At 54.0% G+C, this 26,284-nt stretch carries 24 protein-coding genes and 1 pseudogene; 13 read left to right on the top strand and 12 right to left on the bottom strand.

All coding sequences use genetic code 11. The annotated features are described in order from the left end of the window. Positions 1 to 18 precede the first annotated feature (18 nt). From HA45_RS23800 to HA45_RS23785, 4 genes are all read right to left on the bottom strand, one after another. A complete protein-coding gene (locus tag HA45_RS23800) occupies positions 19 to 1,485 on the bottom strand; it encodes an amino acid permease (protein WP_100701049.1) in 1,467 nt (488 codons plus the stop codon). Positions 1,486 to 1,622: 137 nt separating this feature from the next. Then, positions 1,623 to 2,489: a DNA-binding transcriptional regulator YeiE gene (gene yieE, locus HA45_RS23795; RefSeq protein ID WP_100701050.1), complete on the bottom strand. Its 867-nt coding sequence runs from the start codon at positions 2,487 to 2,489 to the stop codon at positions 1,623 to 1,625. A gap of 9 nt (positions 2,490 to 2,498) precedes the next feature. Beyond that, positions 2,499 to 2,876, bottom strand: a complete 378-nt coding sequence (locus HA45_RS23790) for a YkvA family protein (protein WP_100701051.1) — start codon at positions 2,874 to 2,876, stop codon at positions 2,499 to 2,501. A 111-nt stretch (positions 2,877 to 2,987) separates the two neighbouring features. After that, a complete protein-coding gene (locus HA45_RS23785; RefSeq protein ID WP_100701052.1) occupies positions 2,988 to 3,305 on the bottom strand; it encodes a hypothetical protein in 318 nt (105 codons plus the stop codon). Between the two features lie 208 nt (positions 3,306 to 3,513). On the opposite strand from HA45_RS23785, the gene nfo reads away from it, so the two are divergent. Further along, positions 3,514 to 4,359 carry a deoxyribonuclease IV gene (gene nfo, locus HA45_RS23780; protein ID WP_100701053.1) on the top strand — a complete coding sequence of 282 codons (846 nt, stop codon included), beginning with the start codon at positions 3,514 to 3,516 and terminating at the stop codon, positions 4,357 to 4,359. Between the two features lie 51 nt (positions 4,360 to 4,410). On the opposite strand, the gene fruA is transcribed toward nfo, so the two are convergent. The 4 genes from fruA to HA45_RS23760 all read right to left on the bottom strand — a co-directional run bounded on the left by fruA (position 4,411) and on the right by HA45_RS23760 (position 8,718). Then, positions 4,411 to 6,105: a PTS fructose transporter subunit IIBC gene (fruA, locus tag HA45_RS23775; protein WP_100701054.1), complete on the bottom strand. Its 1,695-nt coding sequence runs from the start codon at positions 6,103 to 6,105 to the stop codon at positions 4,411 to 4,413. Between the two features lie 16 nt (positions 6,106 to 6,121). Continuing rightward, on the bottom strand, positions 6,122 to 7,060 hold the full coding sequence (gene fruK / locus HA45_RS23770) for a 1-phosphofructokinase (RefSeq protein ID WP_100701055.1): 939 nt from the start codon (positions 7,058 to 7,060) through the stop codon (positions 6,122 to 6,124). Next, a complete protein-coding gene (fruB, locus tag HA45_RS23765) occupies positions 7,057 to 8,187 on the bottom strand; it encodes a fused PTS fructose transporter subunit IIA/HPr protein (RefSeq protein WP_100701056.1) in 1,131 nt (376 codons plus the stop codon). Before fruB ends, fruK begins: the two co-directional genes overlap by 4 nt. Positions 8,188 to 8,463: 276 nt before the next feature. Further along, positions 8,464 to 8,718, bottom strand: coding sequence for a YkgJ family cysteine cluster protein (locus HA45_RS23760; protein WP_100701057.1), 255 nt, complete (start codon positions 8,716 to 8,718; stop codon positions 8,464 to 8,466). Positions 8,719 to 8,870: 152 nt separating this feature from the next. Here HA45_RS23760 and yeiP point away from each other — a divergent pair, with 152 nt between their 5' ends. From yeiP to yejF, 9 genes are all read left to right on the top strand, one after another. Then, positions 8,871 to 9,443 (top strand): elongation factor P-like protein YeiP, encoded by a 573-nt coding sequence (yeiP, locus tag HA45_RS23755; protein WP_100701058.1) that lies wholly within the window; start codon positions 8,871 to 8,873, stop codon positions 9,441 to 9,443. A 95-nt stretch (positions 9,444 to 9,538) separates the two neighbouring features. After that, positions 9,539 to 10,513: a CobW family GTP-binding protein gene (locus tag HA45_RS23750; RefSeq protein WP_100701059.1), complete on the top strand. Its 975-nt coding sequence runs from the start codon at positions 9,539 to 9,541 to the stop codon at positions 10,511 to 10,513. Positions 10,514 to 10,558: 45 nt separating this feature from the next. Then, on the top strand, positions 10,559 to 11,266 hold the full coding sequence (locus tag HA45_RS23745) for a phosphatase PAP2 family protein (RefSeq protein WP_100701060.1): 708 nt from the start codon (positions 10,559 to 10,561) through the stop codon (positions 11,264 to 11,266). 516 nt (positions 11,267 to 11,782) lie between these two features. Next, complete coding sequence (gene mepS / locus HA45_RS23740; RefSeq protein ID WP_100701061.1) at positions 11,783 to 12,358, top strand: bifunctional murein DD-endopeptidase/murein LD-carboxypeptidase; 576 nt, start codon at positions 11,783 to 11,785, stop codon at positions 12,356 to 12,358. 298 nt (positions 12,359 to 12,656) lie between these two features. After that, positions 12,657 to 14,222: a cyclic di-GMP phosphodiesterase gene (locus tag HA45_RS23735; protein WP_100701062.1), complete on the top strand. Its 1,566-nt coding sequence runs from the start codon at positions 12,657 to 12,659 to the stop codon at positions 14,220 to 14,222. A gap of 65 nt (positions 14,223 to 14,287) precedes the next feature. Then, positions 14,288 to 16,096: an extracellular solute-binding protein gene (locus tag HA45_RS23730; RefSeq protein WP_100701063.1), complete on the top strand. Its 1,809-nt coding sequence runs from the start codon at positions 14,288 to 14,290 to the stop codon at positions 16,094 to 16,096. Positions 16,097 to 16,106: 10 nt separating this feature from the next. After that, a complete protein-coding gene (locus tag HA45_RS23725; protein ID WP_100701064.1) occupies positions 16,107 to 17,198 on the top strand; it encodes a microcin C ABC transporter permease YejB in 1,092 nt (363 codons plus the stop codon). Further along, positions 17,198 to 18,223: an ABC transporter permease gene (locus HA45_RS23720; protein ID WP_100701065.1), complete on the top strand. Its 1,026-nt coding sequence runs from the start codon at positions 17,198 to 17,200 to the stop codon at positions 18,221 to 18,223. Before HA45_RS23725 ends, HA45_RS23720 begins: the two co-directional genes overlap by 1 nt. Then, positions 18,220 to 19,809, top strand: coding sequence for a microcin C ABC transporter ATP-binding protein YejF (yejF, locus tag HA45_RS23715; protein WP_100701066.1), 1,590 nt, complete (start codon positions 18,220 to 18,222; stop codon positions 19,807 to 19,809). The genes HA45_RS23720 and yejF overlap by 4 nt, the downstream gene beginning before the upstream one ends. Here the strand turns inward: yejF and HA45_RS23710 are convergent. The 3 genes and pseudogenes from HA45_RS23710 to rsuA form a co-directional block, all read right to left on the bottom strand. Further along, entirely contained in the window at positions 19,803 to 20,129 is a 327-nt protein-coding gene (locus tag HA45_RS23710) for a YejG family protein (RefSeq protein WP_100701067.1), read from the bottom strand. The genes yejF and HA45_RS23710 overlap by 7 nt on opposite strands. Before the next feature lie 424 nt (positions 20,130 to 20,553). Next, positions 20,554 to 21,747, bottom strand: a complete 1,194-nt coding sequence (locus HA45_RS23705; protein ID WP_100701068.1) for a Bcr/CflA family multidrug efflux MFS transporter — start codon at positions 21,745 to 21,747, stop codon at positions 20,554 to 20,556. 12 nt (positions 21,748 to 21,759) lie between these two features. Next, a pseudogene (gene rsuA, locus HA45_RS23700) lies at positions 21,760 to 22,481 on the bottom strand (16S rRNA pseudouridine(516) synthase RsuA). A 165-nt stretch (positions 22,482 to 22,646) separates the two neighbouring features. On the opposite strand from rsuA, the gene radD reads away from it, so the two are divergent. Together radD and rplY are read left to right on the top strand one after the other, a co-directional pair. After that, positions 22,647 to 24,401, top strand: a complete 1,755-nt coding sequence (radD, locus tag HA45_RS23695; RefSeq protein ID WP_100701070.1) for a DNA repair helicase RadD — start codon at positions 22,647 to 22,649, stop codon at positions 24,399 to 24,401. A 127-nt stretch (positions 24,402 to 24,528) separates the two neighbouring features. After that, positions 24,529 to 24,813, top strand: coding sequence for a 50S ribosomal protein L25 (gene rplY, locus HA45_RS23690; RefSeq protein WP_100701071.1), 285 nt, complete (start codon positions 24,529 to 24,531; stop codon positions 24,811 to 24,813). 57 nt (positions 24,814 to 24,870) lie between these two features. Here rplY and yejK read toward each other — a convergent pair whose 3' ends face one another. Further along, positions 24,871 to 25,875 carry a nucleoid-associated protein YejK gene (gene yejK, locus HA45_RS23685; RefSeq protein WP_100701072.1) on the bottom strand — a complete coding sequence of 335 codons (1,005 nt, stop codon included), beginning with the start codon at positions 25,873 to 25,875 and terminating at the stop codon, positions 24,871 to 24,873. Positions 25,876 to 26,033: 158 nt separating this feature from the next. Here yejK and HA45_RS23680 point away from each other — a divergent pair, with 158 nt between their 5' ends. Continuing rightward, positions 26,034 to 26,261, top strand: coding sequence for a YejL family protein (locus tag HA45_RS23680; protein ID WP_034824987.1), 228 nt, complete (start codon positions 26,034 to 26,036; stop codon positions 26,259 to 26,261). Positions 26,262 to 26,284 lie beyond the last annotated feature (23 nt).

Genomic DNA, 26,284 nt, shown 5'->3' with positions numbered 1-26,284 from the left:
TCATCCACGTTTAACGCATTACTCTTTAAACGTCGGGAATTCCATTTCGCTGTACTTCACGAAGCGTGAGCCGCGTGCCAGCTTATAACCCAGCCAAATCAGCAGGAACAGTGGAATACCGATGTAAGTGGCGGCAACGCCATACCAGTCAATGCGGTCCGCCAGGAATGCCTGATAGTTCTGGCCCAGGGTAATAATCAGGCACAGCACAAAGGCAAATATCGGTCCCAGCGGGAAGAAGCCAGAGCGGTAAGGCAGCGCGGCTAAATCCAGCCCCTGCGACACGTAACCGCGACGGAAGCGATAATGGCTGATCGCGATGCCGAGCCAGGCGATAAAGCCGGTCATGCCCGAGGTATTCAGCAGCCACAGATACACTTCCTGGTTGCCAAATTTTGAGCTGAGGAAGCACAGTCCCGCCACTACCGTGGTAGCAATCAGCGCGTTACGCGGTACACCGCCTTTCGATAATTTGCCAAAAATACGTGGGGCTTTCCCTTCGCGCGCCAGGTTAAACAGCATACGCGTTGACGCATACATCCCGGAGTTACCCGCTGACAGGACGGCCGTCAGGATCACCGCGTTCATCACCGCCGCCGCCGACAGTAAACCGGCATTCTGGAACACCAGCGTAAACGGGCTGATGGCGATATCGGTGACATCGTTGTGCAGCAGCTTTGGATCGGTGTACGGCAGGATCAGGCTGATAATCAGAATGGCGAAGATATAGAACAGCAGGATACGCCAGAACACCTGACGCACCGCGCGCGGAATGTTTTTCGCCGGATCCTGTGATTCACCCGCAGCGATACCGATCAATTCCGTGCCCTGGAATGAGAAGCCGACAATCATCGCCACGCCAATCATCGCCGCAAAGCCACCGGCAAACGGAGCATCACCGACGGTCCAGTTGTGCCAGCCGGCATTTTCCGCGCCGCGCATGATGCCGGTGATCATTAACACGCCGACCACAATAAAGATGACTACCGTCACCACTTTGATCAGCGAGAACCAGTATTCCGCTTCGCCAAAACCTTTTACGGAGATGTAATTAAGCAGGAACATCAGGCCGAGGAACAGCGCACTCCAGATCCAGCCGGGCGTGTCCGGAAACCAATAGTTCATCACCAGCTGCGAGGCAACCAGATCGACGGCGATGGTCACCGCCCAGTTGTACCAGTAGTTCCAGCCCAGCGCGAAGCCGAAACCTTCTTCAACGTATTTGGCGCCGTAAGTGGCGAAGGAGCCGGAGACCGGCATAAATGCCGCCAGTTCGCCGAGGCTGGTCATCAGGAAGTAAACCATCAGGCCAATCAGCGCGTAAGAGAGTAATGCGCCGCCGGGGCCTGCCTGAGAAATGGTGGCACCTGAAGCGACAAACAGGCCAGTGCCGATTGAACCGCCAATGGCGATCATGGTGAGATGGCGCGCTTTTAATTCACGGCGCAGCCCAGGTTGTTGTGTTGTTTTTGAGTCATTATGCATGTGTAAACGCTATGCTGGATAAAAATAAGGCGCGATTGTAGCAGCTAACCCCAAGCTGTATAGCATTCACGTCGGGTTATTAGTTACCTTCATAATCGCCGCGAAATTATTAGCCAATCACGTAATAGAAGCCGCGATCACTCGCGGCAATAGGAGAGAAAACGGGTTAACGCTTTCGACAAATGCTTCTGTCGATGATGGATGCGATAAAGGGTGCGCGTCAGGCGTGGCAGCGGCACAATCACTTCAACCAGCGTGCCCGCTTCCAGCAGATCGTCGATTACACGACGTGATAAACAGCTAATGCCCATGCCGTGTCGCACTGCATGTTTGATCGCTTCGGAGTTGCCTAACTCCATGCCGAGTTGAAATTGTGGCAGATGCGACAGCAGCAGGTAATCAACAATTTCACGCGTGCCTGAACCGCGTTCACGCAGGATCCACGGCGCGGCCGCCAGCGACGCCAGCGTAATCGGCTGTTTGAGAATCTCAGCATCTGGCGCAGCAAACACCACCAGCTCATCTTCCAGCCACGCCTCGCTGACGATATCAGGCTCATGACACGGCCCTTCTATCAACCCGATATCGACGCGAAAATCCGCTACCGCATTTATCGCATCCTGGCTATTACCAACGCTGAGTTCGAGCGGCAGCGTGGGGAAATCACGACGATAAGCGGCAATCATCCCCGGCAGCAGATAGTTACCGATGGTGCTACTGGCGAACAAGCGGATTGCACCATTATCCTCTTTGAATAATTGCTCAATCTCGCCCGCTTGCTCCAGCAAACCGACCGCGCGCGGATAGAGCAGACGACCATGCTCGTTGACCACCAGCCTTTTCCCTACACGATCAAACAATTGCACCCCGAGCTGACTTTCCAGGTCGGCCAATGCGGCGCTGACGGCCGACTGTGACAGGGCCAGCACCTGAGAGGCCTGGGTAGTGGAACCGCTTTTTAGTACTTCGGTAAAGACTTCAATCTGACGCAGCGTGATATGCATGCGCGCTCCTCACATTGCGTAACGGTGCACAAGATAAGCCACCACCGCTAACCAGACGATCACCGTCAGGCCAAACCCGGCCCAGCTCACGATCTTCTTGCCACGCGCCCGCTGTACATCTGCACGCTCTGCACTGCTGATGCGGATTTCCCGTGGCAGTAAGCGCAGCAGAATGATCACGCCCAACGGCACAATAATGGCATCGTCGAGTAAACCGATGATGGGAATGAAATCAGGAATGAGATCGATGGGGCTAAGTGCATAGGCAACAATGCCAAACGCCATTAATTTGAACCACCAGGGCGTACGCGGATCGCGGCAGGCAAACCACAGTGTCAGCACATCGCGTTTGATCAACCGTGCCCAACGGCGCAGGCGCATGAACATCCCCACTCTCCCTTATTAGTTATTCTGGTCAATCGACAATATATTATCAATTTAACCTTTAAACCAGTCGGGTCTTCGCGAGGAGAGGCTGCCGAGGGTAAAATGAGGGGGTCAGGCTCTCATCCCAATCAGTTCTTCCAGTTCGCTGTCACAGGCAGTGAACTCGTCGGTGATGGTGCGGATGAGCCAGTCTTGATAACCAAAGTTTTCTCTGCGCGAATAGAGGCATTCGGATCGATACAATTTTTTAGGATCGCTGTTATTGACGCCATAACGATAGAAATGCACCAGAGAGTTGTCGGTATCCGGTACAGCGAGCGTAAAGCCTACCGCGCCATTTCCATTATAAAAAAGCGTGACTGCGTTGCTTTTACCTAAAGTTAATTTATGGATTGCATTGATTTTTTCATGCTGAAAAGCGGTATCCAAAGTACTTCTATAAGCTGTTTTCATGGTTATAGTTAAAAGTTTCTAATTTGTTAAACTATAGTTAACCTGAAAAAAAGTGCACCTGCTAATTTTGGTAGGTGTTTCGTTGTGCCGTTTTTCCTCTGCCAGGCACTGCAACATTTCATGGTGGTAACGCATCCGCTATGATGTGCGCTTTGCAGCAGCCATCGCCAACCAGGAGAGCGGCATGAAATATATCGGCGCACACGTCAGTGCATCAGGCGGCGTAGACCAGGCAGTTATCCGTGCCCATGAACTCGAAGCCACAGCTTTTGCACTGTTCACCAAAAATCAGCGCCAGTGGAAAGCCGCCCCGCTTTCGGGTGAAGTGATTGATGCTTTCAAAACTGCCTGTGAAAAATATAACTTCACCTCGGCGCAGATTCTGCCGCACGACAGCTACCTGATTAACCTCGGCCATCCGGTGATGGATGCGCTGGAGAAGTCACGCGAGGCGTTTCTTGATGAAATGCAGCGCGCCGAGCAGCTCGGTCTGACGCTGTTGAACTTCCACCCTGGCAGCCACTTGAAGCAGATTGAAGAAGAGGCTTGCCTGAAACGCATCGCCGAATCAATCAATATCGCACTGGATAAGACGCATAACGTGGTGGCAGTGATCGAAAATACCGCCGGTCAGGGTAGCAACCTTGGTTTCCGCTTTGAACACCTCGCGACCATCATCGAACACGTCGAAGATAAATCACGTGTCGGCGTGTGTATCGATACCTGCCATGCGTTTGCCGGCGGTTACGATCTGCGTACTGAAGAAGCCTGCGTGGAGACCTTTGCCGAATTCGAACGTATCGTTGGTTTCCAGTATCTGCGCGGCATGCATCTGAATGATGCCAAAAGCGCGCTGGGCAGCCGCGTTGACCGTCACCATAGTCTGGGCGAAGGCAACATTGGCAAGACGGTGTTCAGCTGGTTGATGAAGGATAAGCGTTTCGATGGCATCCCGATGATTCTGGAAACCATCAATCCGGATATCTGGAAAGATGAGATCGCGTGGTTGAAGTCGGAACAACAGGCGTAATGCAGACAGCAAAAAGGGAGCCGAAGCTCCCTTTTTCATATCCAGTGAAGATTACGCGGCTTTCGCCAGCTCTTCTTCCGGACGTTTCAGAATCGCGTAGCCCAAACCTGCCACTGCGGTACCAATCACAATCGCCATCAGGTAACCCAGCACCGGAGTGATTGCGCCTGGAATCAGCAGCACGAACAGACCACCGTGCGGTGCCATCAGTTTCGCGCCAATCGCCATGGAAACCGCGCCCGTTATCGCACCGCCGACGATGCAGCAAGGCAGCACACGCATTGGGTCACGCGCCGCAAACGGAATCGCACCTTCAGAGATGAAGCACAAGCCCAGCACCAGTGCTGCCTTGCCGCCCTCCTGCTGACCTTTGTTGAACTTACGGCGTGCAACAATCGTTGCCAGACCCATCGCTAACGGTGGCACCATACCGGCGGCCATGATCGCGGCCATCGGTGCGTAAGTTTGCGAACTCAGCAAGCCTACACCAAAGGCGTATGCCACTTTGTTCACCGGACCACCCATATCGGTACACATCATGCCACCGAGGATTGCACCCAGCAGGACCGCGTTGGCGGTGCCCATGTTCGCCAGCCAGTGAGTCAGTGCGCTCATGATACCGGCGACAGGTGTACCCACCACGTAGATCATCAGCAGACCGGTGATCAAACTCGCCACCAGCGGAATGATCAGAATCGGCTTCAGCGCTTCCATACTTTGCGGCAGTTTGACTTTGCTGCTCAGCATCTTCGCTGCGTAACCGGCAATGAAACCGGCGATGATCCCGCCAAGGAAACCGGCGTTAATACTGGTGGCGATCATACCGCCAATCAGACCTGGGGTCAGACCCGGACGGTCGGCAATCGAGAAGGCGATAAAGCCTGCCAGCACCGGTACCATCAGCGCAAAGGCACTGCCGCCACCAATCTGCATCAGCGCAGCCGCTAAGGTGCCCTGCTCTTTAAACGCGGTGATACCAAAGGCGAAGGAGAGCGCGATGCTCAAACCACCCGCGACGACCATCGGCAGCATGTAAGACACGCCGGTCAGCAGATGACGATAGGCACCGGCTTTCTCTTTGCTGTCGCTCTGCGTGCTGGCAGAAGCGTTGCCGCTTGGTTGATAGGTTTTGGCTTCCGCCTGTGCTTTATCCAGTTCCTGCGCGGTTTTCTTCAGCGCCAGGCTGGTTGAGGTGCGGTACATCGGCTTACCGGCGAACTTCGCCAGGTCCACATCGATATCCGCCGCCACAATCACCAGATCGGCCGCGGCCACTTCTTCCGGCGTAATGGCGTTGCCTGCACCCACAGAACCGCGGGTTTCCACTTTCACCCACCAGCCGCGCTTGGTGGCTTCTGCCTGAATCGCCTCAGCCGCCATAAAGGTGTGCGCCACGCCCGTTGGGCAGGCGGTCACCGCGACGATACGTTTCTGACCGGTGCTCTGTGCGGCAGCCGGTGCAGCAACCGCCGCCGTGGAGTGCCAGACTTTGGCACTGGCTTTAGCCTGATTAATCGCCGCCAGCGGATCGCGCAGCGCTTGCTGCACATCGACCAGCGCCACGGATTTTCCTGCCAGCTGCGCGTCGTTCGGCACATCATGGCCAGCAACCAATACCAGTTCAGCATCGGCCGCGTTGTCGGTCAGCGTCAGATCGGCCTGTGCCGCGCTCGCGCGCAGACGTTCTAAAGCCAGATGTCCTGATGCCAGTCCCAGTGAAGAATCTTTTATCAGCAGCGTTTTCATTATCGCTCTCCTGCTGTTAGTTAACGGGTTGTAAGTCGACGCGCGCCATCATCGCGGCCAACTGGGTACGATCGGTCACACCAACGTTGCTCTGGCTCACCGCCATGGCAGCCACTGCCGTGGCAAGACGCAGCGTATGCTCGCTGGATTCGCGCATCAGAAGCCCATAAATCAGGCCACCGACCATCGAATCTCCCGCGCCTACGGTGCTGACCACTTCACAGGCTGGTGGTTTGGCGATCCATTCGCCAGAGGCGTTGACCCACAGTGCGCCTTCTGCACCAAGGGAAATCACCACGTGGGCAATGCCCTGCTCACGCAATTCATGCGCGGCGCCAATCACATCCTGCAGCGTAGGCAGTTTGCGGTCGGCCCAGATTTCCAGTTCGCGACGGTTCGGCTTCACCAGCCACGGTGCCGCTTTCAGACCGGCCACCAGCGCTTCGCGGCTGCTGTCGAAGATGATGCACGGGCAAAGTGCACGCAGATCGCTCATCCATTTAGTGAACGCTTCCGGTGCCACGCCCGCCGGCAAACTGCCGCTGACGCACACCATGTCGAACTGACCGAGCCAGGTCAGGGAATCAGCGGTAAAGCGATCCCAATCCTGCGCCGTGACGTTGAAGCCGGAGAAGTTAAGGTCGGTGACTTCGCCGTCTTTTTCCGTCAGCTTAACGTTGATGCGGGTACGGCCCTGCACCACCTGAAAACGGTTGGCGATACCCAGCTCGCTAAACAGCTGCTGGAAACCGTCCTGATTTTCTTTACCGAGGAAACCACCCACGGTGACGTCAATGCCAAGATCTTTCAGCACTTTAGCCACGTTGATGCCTTTACCTGCTGCGTGCAGGCCGGTGGTTTTCACCAGGTTCACTTCGCCACGTTCAACTTCTGGCGTGTAACCCACCAGATCGTAGGCCGGGTTCAGTGTGATTGTGGCAACGCGGCGGCTCATGCAACCCCCTCGCCCAGACCGGCATTAATGGCTTCTTCAATCGCATTCAGTGCCTGCTGCGCATCTTCGCCGCTGGCGGTAAAGCGCAGACGGTGACCTTTCTTCACGCCCAGCGCGACCACTTTCATCAGGCTGCGTCCGTTGGCCGGTTTGCCGCTGCCATCAAGGTTGGTGACGGTGATGTCACTGTTGAACTGTTTGATCACCGTGACCAGCGCAGTGCCCGGACGTGCGTGCAGACCGTGCTCGTTGCGGATGGTGAACTCTGCCACCAGCTGATCGGCGCTTTCATCCACTTCACTGGTCAGCAGCGCCAGAATGCCCGCCGCATCGGCTTTCAGCAGACGTTCAGCTTTGTTGTTCAGCAGCAGATTGCTCAGGTAACCCAGCACCGTCAACGGACGATCATCGGTGGCCGCCACCGTCAACAGCAGTGCGACGTTTTCGCCCTGATGCACAAAGGGTGCCGCCGCACGGCTGATGGCCACCGCGCTGTTCAGGTTGCCATTGGCGCTGTCGCTCAACCAGATGCCCTGACCGAGGCTCAGTGGGGTGCGAGACACCACATCGGCGATAAAGCCAGCATCAACAGCACCTGCCGCTTGCAAACGACCGGCATTCAGCGCTTGCAGGGTAATCAAATCGCTGGCCGCCACATCCACGGCAATCAGTGAGGTGTCGAATTTGAATTCAGCCGCCTGTTTCTCACCCATCAGCAAAGCACGCAGATCTTCCGCTGAGGCGGTTTTGAGCTGCTCGGCGATGCTCTCATCGCTTAACACATGGGTGAGCTGGCGCAGCAGTGCGAGGTGCTCATCAGATTTCGCCGCAATACCAATGGCGATATATGCCGTTTGCCCGTCGCCCCACTCCACGCCCTGTGGGAATTGATACACCTGAACGCCGGTGTTCAGCACCAGGTCGCGCGTGTCGGTGGTGCCATGTGGAATGGCGATACCATTGCCGAGAAAGGTGGTGGTCTGCTGTTCGCGCGCCAGCATGCCATTAACGTAGCCTTCCGACACATTGCCTGCTGCGGTGAGCGCAGCGGCAACCTGACGAATAGCCTCTTCTTTATTCTGTGCACTGGCACCGGTATGTATGGCCTGAACGTCGAGCTGGAACATATTTCTCCTCGCTTGCTGAAATTGAATCGTTTCAGCTTAATGGCGAAAAATTACGCTGCACGCTACGGACTTAACCGTGTCGACAACGCTGAAACGTTTCAGGGAATATGGTACAGCTGAGCAAAGCAGGCAAGAAAATGCGCGATCGGCGTAGCAGATTTTTGACGTCCCGCACACTTCAGATTGGATTTAAGATTTTTCACGCCCGCACGGCTGACGTTTTTGCTGTAACGCATTGGTCACATAAGGCAAATTCTTCAGCACGCCGTCAGCAAATCAGGGCGCAGTGTCCGCTTCCAGTTGTAAAAGGAAGGTCATTGCCGCATCACGACTGCTGCCGCACATCTCTGCACTGGGCTGTAAACCCGCACAGACCGCAGGACGTAGCGGTGATCCGAAGATTTTACAGCGCTGCCGATCATCAAGCTGAACGCAGCGCGTATTGGCCGGCTTGCCATTGGGCATGCCAGGGATTGGCGAGGAAATGGAAGGGGCTGTGCAACAGGCACCGCACTGGTCACGACAAAACATCATGCGCTCCTGTATTGAATTCGCCGCGACAATAGCAGCCCGGCGTCGTGAATGCCATGTGCGGGCAACAATTTTACACTGCCTCACTTGCCTGTTTTTCGCGGCGCGAGTAACGTGGCGCGCATTAACCTTCTCACAGCGAGTCACACATCATGCCAAAGGCAAATGAAATCAAAAAAGGAATGGCTGTCACCTGGAACGGCAAACTGTTGCTGGTGAAAGACATTGATGTCCAAAGCCCCAGTGCACGCGGCGCCGCCACCCTTTATAAGATGCGCTTTACTGATGTCCGCACCGGCATGAAAGTGGAAGAACGCTTCAAAGGTGACGACATTATTGATGCCATTCAACTCAGCCGCCGTGCGGTCACCTTCTCTTATATAGACGGTGATGAATACGTCTTTATGGATGACGAAGACTACACGCCTTACAACTTCAAAAAAGATCAAATTGAAGAAGAGCTGCTGTTCATCCCTGAAGGCGGTATTCCGGGCATTCAGGTGATGACCATGGATGGCCAGGTGCTGGCGCTGGAACTGCCGCAAACGGTAGATATGGAAATTGTCGATACGTCACCGGGCATCAAAGGCGCTTCCGCCAGCGCACGCACCAAACCTGCCGGCATGAGTACCGGATTGTCGATACAGGTGCCGGAATACCTCAGCAACGGCGATCGCATCCGCATTCATGTGGCAGAACGTCGTTATATGAGCCGCGCAGACTAAACGCACGATTTTATCCGGCCGCTGGAGGTTGTTATACTATAACAACGTCGTGCGCGCCGGATGTGTTGTCCGCGCGCCTGAAAATGGAGCCTATAATGACGCGCGTTAATGTAATCACCGGATTTCTCGGCAGCGGTAAAACCACCACCCTGCAGCATCTGTTAGCCCACAAACCGGCCAATGAAAATTGGGCGATTCTGGTCAACGAGTTTGGCGAAGTCGGCATTGACGGTGCACTGCTCGCCGATCGCGGTGCCACGCTAAAGGAAATCCCTGGCGGTTGCATGTGTTGCGTCAACGGCCTGCCGCTGCAGGTTGGGCTCAATATGCTGCTCAAGCAAAACAAGCCCGATCGCCTGATCATTGAGCCCACCGGCCTTGGCCATCCCAAACAGCTTCTCAACATGCTTCGCGCTGCGGTGTATCAGCCGTGGATTCAGGTTGATGCCACTCTGACGCTGCTCGATCCACGCCAGTTAGCCGATCCTCGCATTGTCGAAAATGAAAACTTCCGCGATCAGCTGACGGCCGCCGATATTATTGTGGCGAATAAAAGCGATCGCTGGAGTGAAGAAGATCGTCAACGATTACACGTGTGGCAACAGCAGTTTCTTGCCGATCGCCAGCTGGTTGAATCGGCATGGGGCGAGATCGATCCGGCGCTGCTGAGCCAACCCGCGTTGGCGGATCGTGCGGTTCCTGATGCGGCACATCATCACCACTCTTCACGTCCACAAGGCTTGGCAGCGCTGAAACTTGAAGGCTCTGCCCGCTGGCGTCGCTCGGTAAATGAAGGCCAGGGATATGCCGCCTGCGGCTGGATTTTTGATGGCGATACGGTATTTGATACCATTCCCGCGCTAGAGTGGGCGCGGCTTGCGCCGGTGGATCGCGTGAAAGGTGTGTTGCGCACGCCGGAGGGTCTGGTGAACATCAATCGCCAGGGTGACGATTTCTTTATGGAAACGCGAACCACCACGCCACCGGACAGCCGCATCGAGTTAATTCACCATCAAACTGTCGACTGGAACGTTTTGCAAACCACTTTGTTGAAGATTCGTTTAAAATAGCTGCGTTAGGTTGCCCCGTTATTTTTCTTTTTGAGTCTATTTTTTATGCGCGCATCTCGTTTAATTACCATCCTGTTGCTGAATGCATTGGGGATCATGCTGTTCTTCTCCTGGTATCTGCCGCCGGACCATGGGTTCTGGTTCGGTATCGATAAAGCCATCTTCTTTAGCTTCAACGATAAGATGGTGGACCACCACGGCTTTGCGCTGTTGGTGGCGATCACCAATTTCCGTGGTTTTGATGCCATCTCGCTGCTGGCCATGGGCCTGTTGTATCTGTGGTTCTGGCGCCGTGAAACGCCGCAGGGCCGCCGCCGCATGCTGGCAATCGGTATTACCATGCTGCTTACCGCCGTGGTGCTTAATCAACTGGGGCATTTGATTCCCGTGCAGCATGCCAGCCCAACGCTGTTCTTTGACAACGTGCATCGTGTCAGTGAGCTAACAGGGATTCCGGCTAAAGACGCCTCCGCGAATAGCTTCCCCGGCGATCACGGAATGATGCTGATTATTTTTGCCTGCTTTATGTGGCGTTATTTTGGCTTCCGCGCATTCCTGGTGGGATTGGTCATCGTGCTGGTGTTTTCCCTGCCGCGCGTGATGGCCGGTGCTCACTGGTTTACTGATATTGCCGTGGGTTCGATGTCGGTTATTCTGGTGGGATTAAGCTGGTGTTTATTGACGCCCGCCAGTGACAAACTGGTTAACTGGCTCAATCGCACGCTGCCGGGGAAATATAAGCCGCGCACATAATTGTTAAGCGCGGATGACAATAATCATAAAAGTCGATCATCCGCGCTTATCGAATTCCGCATTAAATTATTAGCAAGCTAAGGTTTTCCTATCAAAAGAAAACATTATGATGCAAAACGCTTAACAATCGCCCTTTTCCTAAGCTGTCCAGCCAGAACCCTCTTAAAATCAGGCCTAGCGCCAGAATTAGCCCCTGTTAACCCGCCTTATTGGCTATTAAATCGCTGCCAATCGCTGATAAAGTAACCATTGTGTTATAGATTGATTTCACATCATTAAAAGCTATAAAAATTTATATAAAAGCACTCGCCACGCGGTCTGTAATCGGTTAACCTCAAATCCGATTAGTAACTCCGCAGCATAAAATTCGGTGCCTTAAGCAACAAAAATGTGTTCATTAACACATTTTAGTAATTAAGGAATTGTCTTAAGCGATGGCTCTTATTAATCTCAAACCCGTTTTGTCATCTGGCTGGCGACATTGTGTCGTAAGGACATCAAAGGAACACACGTATAATGGTCAAGTCTCAACCAATACTGAGATACCTCAGGCGGATCATTCCCGCAGTAGCATTAGCAACACTTTTGTCAGCATGTAGCAGTACGCACAATGGTCAGAACGCGAATAACGAGAATCATGAAGTTAACAACCAGAATGGTTTTTTACTTCAGGCGTCTCAGGACGAATTTGAACAGATGGTGCAGAACGTGGACATCAAGTCCCGCATCATGGAACAGTACAGTGACTGGAAAGGTGTACGTTATCGCTTAGGCGGCGACACCAAACGCGGCATTGATTGTTCTGCTTTTGTTCAGCGCACCTTTCGCGAGCAATTTGGTTTAGATTTGCCACGTTCTACGTCAGAACAGCAGGATACCGGCCGAGAAATTTCACGCAGCAAACTGCGTCCGGGTGATTTAGTGCTGTTCCGCGCCGGTTCTACCGGCCGCCACGTTGGCATTTATCTGGGTAACGATAATTTCGTACACGCGTCCACCAGCAGTGGTGTGATGATTTCCAGTTTAAACGACAGTTACTGGAAAACGCGTTACCGCGAAGCCCGTCGGGTTTTAGCTAAAAACCCCAGCTAACGTATCCTTTTGAAGATCCTCTCAGCCAGAGAATCAGAAAACGCTGCCCAGGCAGCGTTTTTTTTCGCCTGTGCTTTCTTAACGCAAATCCGAAAGATAAAAAGTAATTGAGAATCAGAAATATAACGAGACTTTTCGCGCGACCTCGTTATATTCTCGTTTGCTTACTGGACGCAACAGATGCGGTTACAGCAGGGTGGAAAAACCCGCTGTGATGCGATGCTGAGCGCCAGACACCAGCGAGCAGTAGTGCACGATGTATATAATAAAAATGGCGCCACAAAGGGGAATGCACTCCATGCCACTGTCGGGGACGTTAAAACGTCATGCAACCTATTCGCGCCGTATCGCCTGGAGTAGTGCGATCATTGGCGGCGTGTTCTTTCTGTTGTTTGTGATCGTACTGCTGACGCTAACCTGGCAAAAACGTCTACAACAACATGAACAGTTGCTGATTCATAGCCGCGACGATTTACAACAGGTGATGTCAACCCTGGTGGATACCCTTTATCCTTTGCAGCAGTACACGCAACTGGAATGCAACAGTGTCAGCCGCGAACTCACTTCACGCGCCGCCTTTGCGGGTAATATCCGCGCGATTTTGCTGGTGCGCAACAGCAACGCCTATTGTTCCTCCGCTACCGGTGCCTTTTTACTTCCTGCTAACGATATTTCGCCGCAAACGGAGCTGGAGCGCGATCGCGATCTGCGTTTAATGGAAGGCACGCCGCTGCTGCCAACCAAACCGGCGCTGGCGCTGTGGATGAAAAACCCTGGCTCGGCCGAAACCGGCATTCTCGCCACCATGAATATCAGCCTGACGCCGTATCAACTGCTGGCGTCGTATCATCCTGAAATTACCGGGATGGCTTTGGTGATTGATAACAAAGCGCTGCTGAGCGGCAAAAATCAGGTGGTTAACGTCAGTGACTTGCCGCCTGCACTGGTAGACATTAGCTTTAAAGATAATGGCATGCGCTTTGTTTTGTACGGTACGACGCTGGCGCAACGCGATTATCACCTGATTTTACTCACCGGCCTGCTCTCCACGCTGTTTATGACGGCGGCCAGCTGGCTGCTGCTGACGCTGTATCAGCGCCCCGGTAAAGAGATTCTGCAGGGCATCAAGCGCGGTCAGTTCCATGTGGAATATCAGCCGCTGGTCACCGCTCACGATGGTCAGCCTTATGGTGTAGAAGCCCTGCTGCGCTGGACGCATCCTACGGAAGGAATGATCCCGCCCGATGCCTTTATCAGCAACGCCGAAGCGCAAAACCTGATCATCCCCCTTACCCAGCATCTGTTTAAGCTGGTGGCGCGTGATGCCAAGTTTTTGTCTCAGCAGCTGCCGCGCGGCACACGCATGAGCCTTAATTTGTCCCCTCTTCATCTGGCGTCAGAACACTTCCGCCAGCATGTTCAGGAGTGGATTGCAGAAATGCCGGCTGACCATTTCAACTATGTGTTCGAAATCACTGAACGCACCATTGTTGGCGAGAAAAATGCCGGCGAGATCTTTGCCTGGCTGCACCAGCACGATATCAAAATTGCGATTGACGACTTTGGCACCGGCCACAGCGCACTGATCTATCTGGAAAGGTATCCGTTTGACTATCTGAAGATTGATCGCGGATTTGTACAAAGTATTGGAACCGAAACCGTCACCTCTCCAGTGCTGGATGCCGTGCTGCTGCTGGCGAAAAAACTCAATTTGAAAACCGTGGCTGAAGGCGTCGAAACCGGCGATCAGGCTGCGTGGCTGGTCAATCGCGGCGTAACGCATTTGCAAGGCTATCTGTTTAGCCGCCCACTGCGCCCGGAAAACCTGATTAGTTATTACCAGCGACAAGCGGCGCTCGGTTAACGTCACGCAACCGTCACCAAACTGCTACCATACAGTGCGGAATTTCTGAGGAGAGCGCCCTACTTATGCTGCTGCGTCTTGTCACAGCATTGCTGGTCTGCATTGCCACTGCACCACTGCATGCTGCAACCATCAATGAGAGTTATGCCTTTGCCAAGCTGAGCGAGCCGAAGTATGCGGTGAATTTCAGCCATTACGATTACGTCAATCCTGCGGCACCGAAAGGCGGCAAGATGACCCTCGCCGTGGTCGGTACTTATGACAACTTCAACCGCTATGCCTCACGCGGGAACCCCGGCGCGGGAACCGATACGCTGTATGACGGGCTGTTTACCACCTCCGATGATGAACCCGGCAGTTATTATCCGCTGATTGCCGAATCCGCGCGCTATCCCAGTGATTATCACTGGATGGAAGTCTCGATAAATCCGCATGCCCGCTTTCAGGATGGCAGCCCAATTACTGCCAAAGACGTCGCCTTCACCTTCCAGAAATTTATGACCGAAGGCGTACCGCAGTTCCGCGTGGCGTTTCGTGGCGTGGAAGTGAAAGCCATCAACAATCTCACCGTGCGTATCGACATGCCGAAACCGGACAAGGACATGATCCTGAGCTGGCTTACGCTGCCGGTATTGCCGCAGGCTTTTTGGCAGAATAAAAAGTTTAACGAACCGATTGGCTATCCCCCGCTCTCCAGTGGTCCGTATCGCGTCACGTCTTATAAGCCAGGCCAGTTCATTCAATACAGCCGGGTAAAAGATTACTGGGCGGCTAATTTGCCGGTGAATCGCGGACGCTTCAACTTCGATACGCTGCGTTACGATTACTATCTCGACGACAATGTGGCATTTGAAGCCTTTAAAGCGGGCGCATCCGATTTGCGTGAAGAGGGATCGGCCAAAAAATGGGCCACGCAATATCTTGGGCGCAATTTTGATAACCACGCCATCGTAAAATTCACCACGCCCAACACCGTTTCTACCGACACCCGCTGGCTGGCGTTTAACAACGAAAAGCCGCTGTTTGCCGATCGTCGGGTACGCGAGGCGTTATCGCTGGCGTTTGATTTTGAATGGATGAACAAAGCGCTGTTTTACGGCGCCTATAAACGCACTGACAGCTATTTCCAGAACACCGCTTATGCTGCCAAAGGTTATCCTAAAGCCGAGCAGTTGATTCTGCTGGCACCGTATAAAGCGCAGTTGCCCGCCGAAGTCTTCAATAACGAATACGCACCGCCGCGTTCAGATGGCAGCGGATTCGATCGCGGCAATCTGCTGAAAGCCATGACGCTGCTTAAAGAAGCCGGCTGGCAGATTAAAAATCAGCAACTGGTGAATGAGAAAACCGGGCAGCCCTTCCGCTTCGAGCTGCTGATGCGCAGCGGCACGCAAAATGACTGGGCGCTGCCGTTTCAGCACAGCCTGCAGCGTCTCGGGATTCAGGTTGAGCTGCGCCAGATCGATACTTCGCAATATCTACGTCGCTGGCGCGAAGGGGATTACGATATGATCCCGACGCTTTATCAGGCCAATCCGTGGCCCTCCACCAGCTTACGCACCAGCTGGCAATCGCAATACATTGACTCCTCCTGGAACACGCCACGGGTGAAAGATCCCATCGTGGATCACTTCGTGCAGGAGATTGTCGATCATCAGGGCGATGAAAAAGCCTTGCTGCCGCTGGGTCAGGCGCTGGATCGCATTCTGTTGTGGAATGCCTATATGATTCCAATGTGGTACAACGCCGAGCAGAGGCTGGCATACTGGGACAAATTTTCCCGTCCTGAAATCAAACCAGCGTACGCGACCGGGTTAGATAACTGGTGGTATGACGTGAACAAAGCCGCACAATTGCCGGCCGATAGACGCTGAGGAGAGCGGTTTGAGTTCCTATTTCCTGCGCAGATTGCTGCTGATTATTCCCACGCTGTGGGCGATCATCACCCTGAACTTTTTTATCGTGCAGATTGCGCCGGGCGGTCCGGTGGATCAGGCGCTGGCTAACGCCCAATTTGGTCACACCACCGGGTTTTCCACCAGCAGCGGTGCAGATATCGGCGGGCGCGGTGCGCTGGCACATGACAATCCGGGCGACAGTCAGTATCGCGGCGCGCGCGGTCTCGATCCCGAGGTGATTGCGGAGATCAAACACCGTTACGGCTTTGATAAACCACTGCTGCAGCGCTATGGGGAAATGCTGTGGAATTATATCCGCTTTGATTTCGGTGATAGCCTGTTCCGCAGCGCCTCGGTGCTTCAACTGATTAAAGAGAGCCTGCCGGTTTCGATCAGCCTTGGCTTATGGAGCACGCTGATTATCTATCTGGTGTCGATTCCGTTAGGGATTAAAAAAGCGGTGCGCAATGGCAGCGCTTTCGATATCTGGAGCAGCACCTTTATCATCATCGGTTACTCTATTCCGGCATTCCTTTTCGGCATCATGCTGATTGTGCTGTTTGCCGGGGGCAGCTATCTCGACTGGTTCCCACTGCGCGGCCTGACATCGCCGCAGTTTGATACGCTGCCGTGGTACAGCAAGATTGGCGATTATCTCTGGCACATCACGCTGCCGGTGCTGGCCACGGTGATTGGCGGATTTGCTACGCTCACCATGCTGACTAAGAACTCATTCCTCGATGAAATCCGGAAGCAATACGTGGTGACCGCCCGCGCCAAAGGGCTGGATGAAAAACGTATTTTGTATGGCCACGTATTCCGCAATGCCATGCTGTTGGTGATCGCCGGTTTTCCCGCCACCTTTATCAGTATGTTCTTTACCAGCTCCGTCCTGATTGAAGTGATGTTCTCACTCAACGGCCTCGGGTTGCTGGGCTACGATGCCACCATCCAACGCGACTACCCGGTGATGTTTGGCACGCTGTATATCTTCACGCTGATTGGCTTGCTGATGAATATTCTCAGCGATCTGACCTATACGCTGGTCGATCCGCGCATCGATTTTGAGGGGCGCTAATGAGACTCTCATTGATCAACCAACAGCGCTGGCAGCGCTTTCGCCATAACCGTCGCGGGTACTGGTCGCTGTGGATTTTTTTAGTGATTTTTATGTTGTCCCTGGGCGCCGAGTTGCTGGCCAATGACAAACCGCTGATCGTGCATTATCAACAACGCTGGTACGTGCCGCTGCTGTTTAACTACAGTGAAAGTGATTTTGGCGGCGACTTTGCCACTCCAGCAGATTACCAGGACCCGTGGCTAAAACAGCGTATTGACCAGCAAGGCTGGGCGCTATGGGCACCGATTCGCTTCAGTGACAGCACCATCAATTTCGCCACCGACGTGCCCTTCCCTTCACCGCCTTCGACACAGAACTGGCTGGGTACTGACGCCAATGGCGGCGATGTGCTGGCGCGTTTGCTGTATGGCACGCGTGTCTCCCTGCTGTTCGGTATCTTGCTGACGCTGTTTTCCAGCGTGATCGGGATTGTGGTGGGTGCGGTGCAGGGTTACTTCGGCGGACGTGTCGACCTGGTGGGCCAGCGTCTGATTGAGGTGTGGTCTGGCATGCCATCGCTGTTTTTGCTGATTCTGCTTTCGAGCGTGATTCAACCCGGATTCTGGTGGCTGCTGCTGGTTACCGTGGTGTTCGGCTGGATGAGTCTGGTTAGCGTGGTGCGTGCGGAGTTCCTGCGCACGCGCAACTTTGATTATGTGCGTGCGGCACGCGCACTCGGCGTCAGTGACGGACGCATTATGCTGCGCCATATGCTCCCTAATGCGATGGTGGCCACGCTGACTTTTCTGCCCTTTATTTTGTGCGGTTCGATTACCACGCTGACCTCGCTGGATTTCCTCGGCTTTGGTCTGCCGGTGGGTTCCCCGTCGCTGGGCGAGCTGCTGTTACAGGGCAAGAATAATTTGCAGGCACCGTGGCTGGGGCTTTCCGGCTTCTTCGCCCTTGCGCTGCTGTTGTCGCTGCTGATCTTTATTGGGGAAGCGGTGCGTGATGCCTTTGATCCCAGCCGGGGAGTGAAATGAGCCTGTTAACCGTCAATCATCTGGCCGTGGCCTTTAATCAGCGCCGCGTGGTGGAAGATATCTCACTGCACATTGATGCCGGTGAAACGCTGGCGCTGGTGGGCGAATCTGGCTCAGGCAAAAGCGTCACGGCGCTCTCGATTATGCGTCTGTTGCCGCAACCGCCCGTGACTTATCCGCAAGGCGAGATCCTGTTCAATGGCCAAAGCCTTCTGCAGGCCAGCGAGCGTGAGATGCGCGGCCTGCGCGGCAATCAGATGGCGATGATTTTCCAGGAACCGATGATGTCGCTTAATCCGCTGCATAACGTTGAGAAGCAGCTGTATGAAGTGCTATCAGTGCATCGTGGTATGCGGAAAGAAGCCGCGCGCGGCGAAATCCTTAGCTGCCTCGATCGCGTGGGGATCCGCAATGCGGCATCGCGCCTCGGCGATTTCCCGCATCAGCTTTCCGGTGGAGAACGCCAGCGCGTGATGATTGCCATGGCCCTGCTCACGCAACCCAAACTGCTGATTGCCGATGAGCCCACCACCGCGCTCGACGTCACGGTACAGGCGCAGATACTGCTTTTACTGCGTGAACTGCAGCGTGAACTCAATATGGGCATGCTGTTCATTACCCATAACCTGAATATCGTGCGTCAGCTGGCACACCGCGTGACGGTGATGCGCAATGGCCGGGAAGTGGAGCACAATCTTTGCCAGCCGCTGTTCAGCCAGCCGCAGCATCCTTACACGCGTGAATTAATCGCCGCCGAACCGGATGGTCAGCCAGTGCCGCTTACCGATTCACAGCCACTGCTACAGGTCAAAAATCTGCACGTGGGCTTTCCGATTAAACGCGGATTGCTCAAGCGCACCGTGGCAGAAAAAACCGTGCTTAACGATCTCAACTTCTCGCTGCGCCGTGGCGAAAGCCTCGGATTGGTGGGGGAATCCGGTTCCGGTAAAAGCACCACCGGATTGGCGCTGCTGCGTTTGATAGCCGCGCAGGGTGAGATTTGGTTTGATGGTCAGCCACTGCATCGCCTATCGCGTAAGCAGCTTTTGCCGCTGCGTCCGCATATTCAGGTGGTGTTCCAGGATCCTAACTCATCACTGAATCCTCGCATGACGGTACAACAGGTGATTGCGGAAGGGTTGGCGGTGCACCGTCCGCATTTAAGCGCTGCCGAGCAGGAGGCTAAGGTGATCGCGGTGATGCAGGAAGTGGGACTGGATGCCGAAAGTCGTTCACGCTATCCGGCTGAATTTTCCGGCGGTCAACGTCAGCGCATCGCGATTGCCCGCGCATTAATTTTGGAGCCGCGCTTGATCGTATTAGATGAGCCGACTTCATCATTGGACCGCTCAGTGCAGAAGCAAATTCTTACCCTGCTGCGCCGTTTGCAACAGCAGCATCAGCTGGCCTATCTGTTTATCAGCCATGATTTGCAGGTGGTGCGCGCGCTGTGTCATCAGCTGATTGTGCTGCGTCAGGGAGAGGTGGTGGAACAGGGGGAATGCGAGGCGTTGTTTAACGCACCTGCCACTGAGTACACGCGCCAGCTTTTAGCATCTGCGCAGGGCAAGCCGTTAAATCAGTGACCTTCAAAGGTTTCAGCGATGGCAACACCCTGATTTTTCAGGCAGCAGTTAGTGGTGCTTTCATCCCCGCGCTGAATCAGCAAGCAAGGCTGCCCTTCACATAGGGCAATTTTGCACTCCACCTGAATCTGGGCCAGCGTCTCTTTTAGCTGATGCAGGATCTCCAGCGCCGGATGACCGTCGTGGCTCAGCAGACGCAGCGCGACCAGATCTTCATCGTGCACACCGTTTGCCGCTTCCTGACGTTCAATCTCACCAGCGTGATCGGAAGACCAGCGGTAATGTTGCGGTAAGCGATGCATAACCGAAAGTTGTAGCATAAATACAGTCCCCAGAAACGTTAACGCCTATTCACGCCGATGGTCATCACGCAGTGAATCCCTACCTGGTTATCTCAGAATACGGACGTCAAGGTTTGCCTTCTCGTTTTAAGCACAAAGCATGTAGTAAAGTTATTATTTGCGAGTCTTCTCGCATTTATGCCTATGTGTACCTTGTTCGGCGGCAGTTAACAATCATTTTAGACGCAATGTCGTTACTTTTTTATCTCTTAATTTTCACATTATGGAAACATTAAGCATAACGAATATGTGGGGATTCGCGAGTTTCGATTGAGGTGGCCTAACGAGGGATCATCACCGCTGGCAAGCCGTTCAGTCATGTACTGGATAAGAAGCGATGGCAGAGATGTTGATGAGCTGAAAACGCATTCTAAAGTGCGACCCTAAGGCCGCACTCCAGGATTTAAGCGGTGTGACGTGGGCGGGCTGCGTAGCTGAACAGGACGATCGATACGGTGGCGCACAGCGCGATGGTTGCGACCATCGGCCAGGCACTGTTGATGCTCACCAATGACAGCAATGCGCCAACCAGCGCCCCGACGCCAAAGCGCAAGGTTCCGGCTAATGATGATGCCGTTCCCGCCATATGAGGAAACTCATCAAGAATCACCGCCATGGCATTGGAAGAGACGGTTGAGACACAACCGATAAACATCGCCACACCAAACACCAGCGACAGGAAACCTAAATCCAGCGCACTGGAAATCAACAGCCAGATGCCCATGGCAAACTGGATGATCAGTCCGAGACGAAACATCGCCAGCGGGCCAAATCGACGCACCGCGCGGCTGTTAATCAGCGTCATGACAAACAGGAACACCACGTTAAGGCCAAAGTAATAGCCAAAGTTTTGTGGTGAAACATGATTGACTTCGATGTATACGAACGGCCCGGCATTAAGGAAAGTGAACAACCCGGCAAACGAAAAGCCGCTCGCCAGCATGTAACTAAACGCCCGCTTATGACGCACCAGCGCCACAAAGTTGCTTATCGTCGTGCGTAAATGGAAACGCTGCCGCTGCTCCGGCTTCAGCGTCTCGCGGATCTGCGTCACCACCAGCACGGTAGTAATTAACGCGGCCACCGCCAGCGTCCAGAAAATCGCGTGCCAGTTCCATAACAGTAATAGCCAACCACCAATGATCGGCGCCAGTAATGGCGCAATGGTGGTGACCAGCATCACAAACGACATCATGCGCGAGAAGTCCTCTTTCGAGTAGCTATCACGCATCAGGGCGTTAATCACCACGCTGGCGGCGGCGGCGGATAAGCCGTGCAGGAAGCGCATAAAGATCAGTTGATCGATGGTCTGCGACAATGCGCAAGCCGCCGCCGCGCAGGCAAAGATCAGGGTGCCCAGCACAATCACCGGTTTACGTCCGTAGCTGTCTGCCAATGGGCCGTATACCAGCTGACCAATTGCAAACCCAAGGATGTACAGATTGAGTGTCATCTGCACGCTGCCAGCCGATACGGCAAATTCGCGCGCGATCTGCGGCATCGCCGGCAGATACATATCAATGGACAGCGGCATCAGCATCGCCAGCAATCCGAGAATAACAACCAATCCTACCGGTGAATTCTTTTCCTTACGCACCGCTATCTCCTGCTATTTGCGCTGTTTAAGCTCGTCTGGCAGGCCAATGCTATCGACCTCTTCTTGCGTGAGTTCACGGTATTCACCTTCCGCCAGATCGTCGTCCAGCACGATGCCACCAATGCTTTCACGGTGCAGCGCGGATACATGGTTGCCCATGGCGGCAAACATACGTTTTACCTGGTGATAGCGGCCTTCACTGATGGTCAAACGGGCGGCCTTCTCATCAAGAATCTCCAGCACCGCTGGCTTGGTCAGATCTTTTTCGTTATGCAGCTGAACACCCGCCGCAAACTTTTCCACCAGCGAGGCGTCAATCGGTTCTTCCACTTCAACCAGGTAGGTTTTTCCAGGTGATGGCGTGGTGAGGTAATACGGTGTGACCATTGACCATCGTCCGTCAACAGCACCAGACCGGTGGTGTCGATATCGAGACGCCCCGCCGCGTGCAGTTTGAACGCCGCAGGTTCTTCGATGAAGAACAGCACGGTAGGATGATCGGGATCGTCGGTGGAGCAGACATAACCCTGCGGCTTATTCAGCATGAAGTAGCGTGGACCCGTCTGTACCGCCAATGGATTACCGTCGTATTCGATTTCGTCGTCTGGCAACACTTTGTAGCTGGCGTCGCGGACGACTTCGCCGTTGATGGTGACTTTTCTGGCGCGGATTTCGCGGCCAGCGATGGCACGGCTGACTTCCAGCTGCTGAGATATGAATTTTTCGAGTCGCATGAATTCGTTTTGCCTGTTACTGCGGAGGGAAACTGAAACGGCGTTTTGTCCGTTAAAAAAGTGGGGTCAGTATAGCTTGAACCTTCGCCTGCTAACAGTACCGATCCTGTGTTTCAGATGCTTTCATGGCATAATACGTACCCGTTCCAGAAAAAGTTTGCTGCAATGTCTTTCACCCTACGCCCGTACCAGCAAGAGGCGGTTGACGCCACTCTCCATCACTTTCGCCGCTACGCTGCCCCCGCGGTGATCGTGTTGCCAACGGGTGCGGGCAAAAGCCTGGTGATTGCCGAGCTGGCGCGTATCGCTCGCGGGCGAGTGTTGGTGTTGGCCCATGTCAAAGAGCTGGTTGAGCAGAACCACAGTAAATATCAGGCATATGGGCTCGAAGCCGATATTTTCGCTGCTGGGTTACAGCGTAAACAGAGTGAACGCAAAGTGGTGTTCGGCAGCGTACAATCCGTGGCACGGAATCTGGACCGCTTCGACAGCGCTTTCTCGCTAGTTATTGTCGATGAGTGTCACCGTATTAGCGACAATGAAGAAAGCCAGTATCAGCAACTGTTTGCGCATCTGCGTCAGCACAACCCGCAGCTGCGTCTGCTCGGCTTAACCGCGACACCCTTCCGCCTCGGCAAAGGCTGGATTTATCAGTTCCACTATCACGGCATGGTACGCGGTGACCAGCATGCGCTGTTCCGTGATTGCATCTATGAATTGCCGCTGCGCTATATGATCAAGCACGGTTTCCTGGTGCCGCCCGAACGGCTGGATATGCCCGTGGTGCAGTACGATTTTAGCCGACTGATCCCGCAGAATAATGGCTTGTTCAGTGAAGCCGACCTCAATCGTGAATTGAAGCAACAAAATCGCGTCACGCCGCACATCATCCGCCAGATTGTGGAATTCGCGGAAGACCGCCGTGGCGTGATGGTGTTCGCTGCCACCGTGGAACACGCGCACGAAATTCTGTCTTTGCTGCCGGCCAACAGCGCACTGGTGTCCGCTGAAACGGCGGTGAAAGATCGCGACCGCCTCATCAGCGAATTTAAAGCGCAGCAGCTTAAGTTCCTGGTCAACGTGGCGGTCCTGACCACGGGATTTGACGCGCCGCACGTGGATTTGATTGCCATTTTACGCCCGACCGAATCGGTCAGCCTGTATCAGCAAATTGTCGGGCGCGGCTTACGACTGTCACCAGGCAAAACGGATTGCCTGATTCTGGATTATGCGGGCAATCCGCATGACCTGTTCACTCCCGAAGTGGGCGCACCAAAAGGCGCCAGCGATAATCAACCGGTGCAGGTGTTCTGCCCGGCATGTGGTTTCGCCAACACCTTTTGGGGGAAAGCTACCGAAGAGGGTCATGTCATCGAACACTTTGGCCGCCGCTGCCAGGGCGTGCTGGAGGATGACGAGGGTCATCGCGAGCAGTGTGACTTCCGCTTCCGTTTTAAAAGCTGCCCGGACTGTGGAGCAGAGAATGACATCGCCGCCCGGCGATGCCAGCAATGTGAGCGCGTGTTAGTCGATCCGGATGACATGCTGAAAGCGGCACTAAAACTCAAAGATGCGCGCGTGATACGCTGCGGCGGCATGACGCTGGAGCAAGGGCGTGATGATAAAGGCGAGTGGCTGAAAGCGACCTATTTTGATGAAGATGGCACCAGCGTCAGCGAGCGATTCCGTTTGCAAACGCCGGCGCAGCGCAAAGCTTTTGAGCAACTGTTTATGCGTCCACATCAGCGTGCGCCGGGCGTGGAACTGGGTTGGCAAACCGCCGCCGACGTGATGGCTTTGCAGCCATTATTACGCCATCCCGATTTTGTTGTCGCGCGTGCGAAAGGCCATTTCTGGCAGATCCGCGAAAAAATGTTTGATTATCAGGGACGTTACCGACGCGCCAATGAACTGCGATAAGCGGCGGAATCATTTGCCGCTCCCCCTATTAAGGCTATAATGCCGCCCGCTTTTGCATCCGTAAAAGCGTTTGAATAACCGTCTGTTGCTGGGTCGCCTGTAGCAGAAATGATGAATGAGATATCAAATGTTAACTATTAAAGCTGAAGTACGTAAAGAGCAGGGTAAGGGTGCGAGCCGCCGTCTGCGTGTAGCAAACAAATTCCCAGCCATCATCTATGGCGGAACTGATGCACCAATCGCTATCGAACTGGATCATGACACCACCATGAACCTGCAGGTTAAGCCTGAGTTCTATACCGACGTGCTGACCATCACTGTTGATGGTAAAGAAGTTAAAGTTAAGGCGCAGGCGGTGCAACGTCACCCGTTCAAGCCAAAACTGCACCACATCGACTTCGTTCGCGCTTAATCGCCAACGAGTTGAAAAGAGAACGCCGCATTAGCGGCGTTTTTTTTTGGCTGAAAATCAGTTACCGCCAGTACGGCGCTGCAGCTGATCGCGCAAATTAGGCGGCGTGCCTTTGATCGTTAACGTGTCCGTTGCCGGATCCCAGAAGATACGTTCGCCCAGCAGCATGGCATCAAAATTCAGGGTCAAGCCTCCACCGCTGCCAGCAAATTTGGTTAACTGGCGGAGCGTGCTGCGATCGGCAGGAAAATGTTCTTCCAGCTCGTAACCCTGCTCCTGAGTAAACGCCTGGAAGGTTTTTTCGCTCAGTGGCGGTAACTCACTGGAGAGATCCTCCAGCGCAATCTCTTCACCGGCCTTTAATTGATCGTTGCAGTAGCTATAGACCTGCTGACGATAATTCTGACGCTCGTTTTTATCCAGATTCGACTCAGCGCAATAGTCATCAACCGCCTGCAATAAGCCTCGGTTCTGCGCTTTGGTGTCGAGACCGACGCTGGCACCGAGGAAATCCATGAAGAAGTCGGCGACTTTACGCCCCACGCGACCGCGCAGGAAGGTGAGATAACGGGTGGATTCAGGATTGGTTTCCCATTCTGTGAGATCAATACGCGCCACAATATCGGCGTGATTGATATCCAGATAATGGGTACTGCTGATATCCAACTGTTCATTGACCAGCATGCTGGACTGGCTGCTCAGCATCGCCACCAGCAGATACTCTACCGCCAGATAACGATAATGCAGGAACAACACCACGCCGCTTTCGGCAAACGGGTATTTACCCAGCTCATCACGCAGGCGGCCGGTTGCAGCACGGCTAAAGGCGAGGAAATCGTCTTGCCCTTTGCGACAATTGCGCAGCGCATCAGCCAATTCGCTGTCTTCATTAAACAGGCCATAAGCCTTACTTTTGGCGCTGTAAACCCGATGTAGCTCTTCCGCCATCTCCACCACCGCACGGTTGGCAGGCAATAACGTGTCGCGCAGGACCAGCTCAAGCTGGTTTTCATCACGTTTAACTAACTGATGCAGGGCAATCTGGTCAATATCCAGACTCATGGTCGATTCTCCTATAAGCACAGGCGCGTATTCAAACACCGCCTGCGGCCGCTTTCAACTGCACGCACAAACTGATCGTTCTACTTGCGATAAAATTGCGGAAAAAACTGCGTTGTTACGGTAATATATCGCCTTTTCACACTTGATTAGTCGACGATATGCCACAATCATCCCGTTATAGCGACGAGCGCGTAGAGAAGCTTCTCGCGCAGATGGCGCAGATTCTTGAAAAAGATAAAGCGCCAACCGACCTTTCCCTTATGGTGTTAGGTAACATGGTAACTAACTTGATCAACACCAGTGTCTCGCCGGCCCAGCGCCGCAGCCTGGCGAAATCTTTCGCGGAAGCGTTGCAGTCTTCCGTTCGCGATGACAACGCCCACTAAATTGCAGATCTGACCTCATAAAT

The sequence above is a fragment of the Pantoea rodasii genome (assembly GCF_002095465.1).
GTDB classification, from domain to species: Bacteria; Pseudomonadota; Gammaproteobacteria; order Enterobacterales; family Enterobacteriaceae; genus Pantoea; species Pantoea rodasii.
Note: the sequence above shows the minus strand (reverse complement) of the source record. Positions and strands in the feature narration are given on the sequence as shown.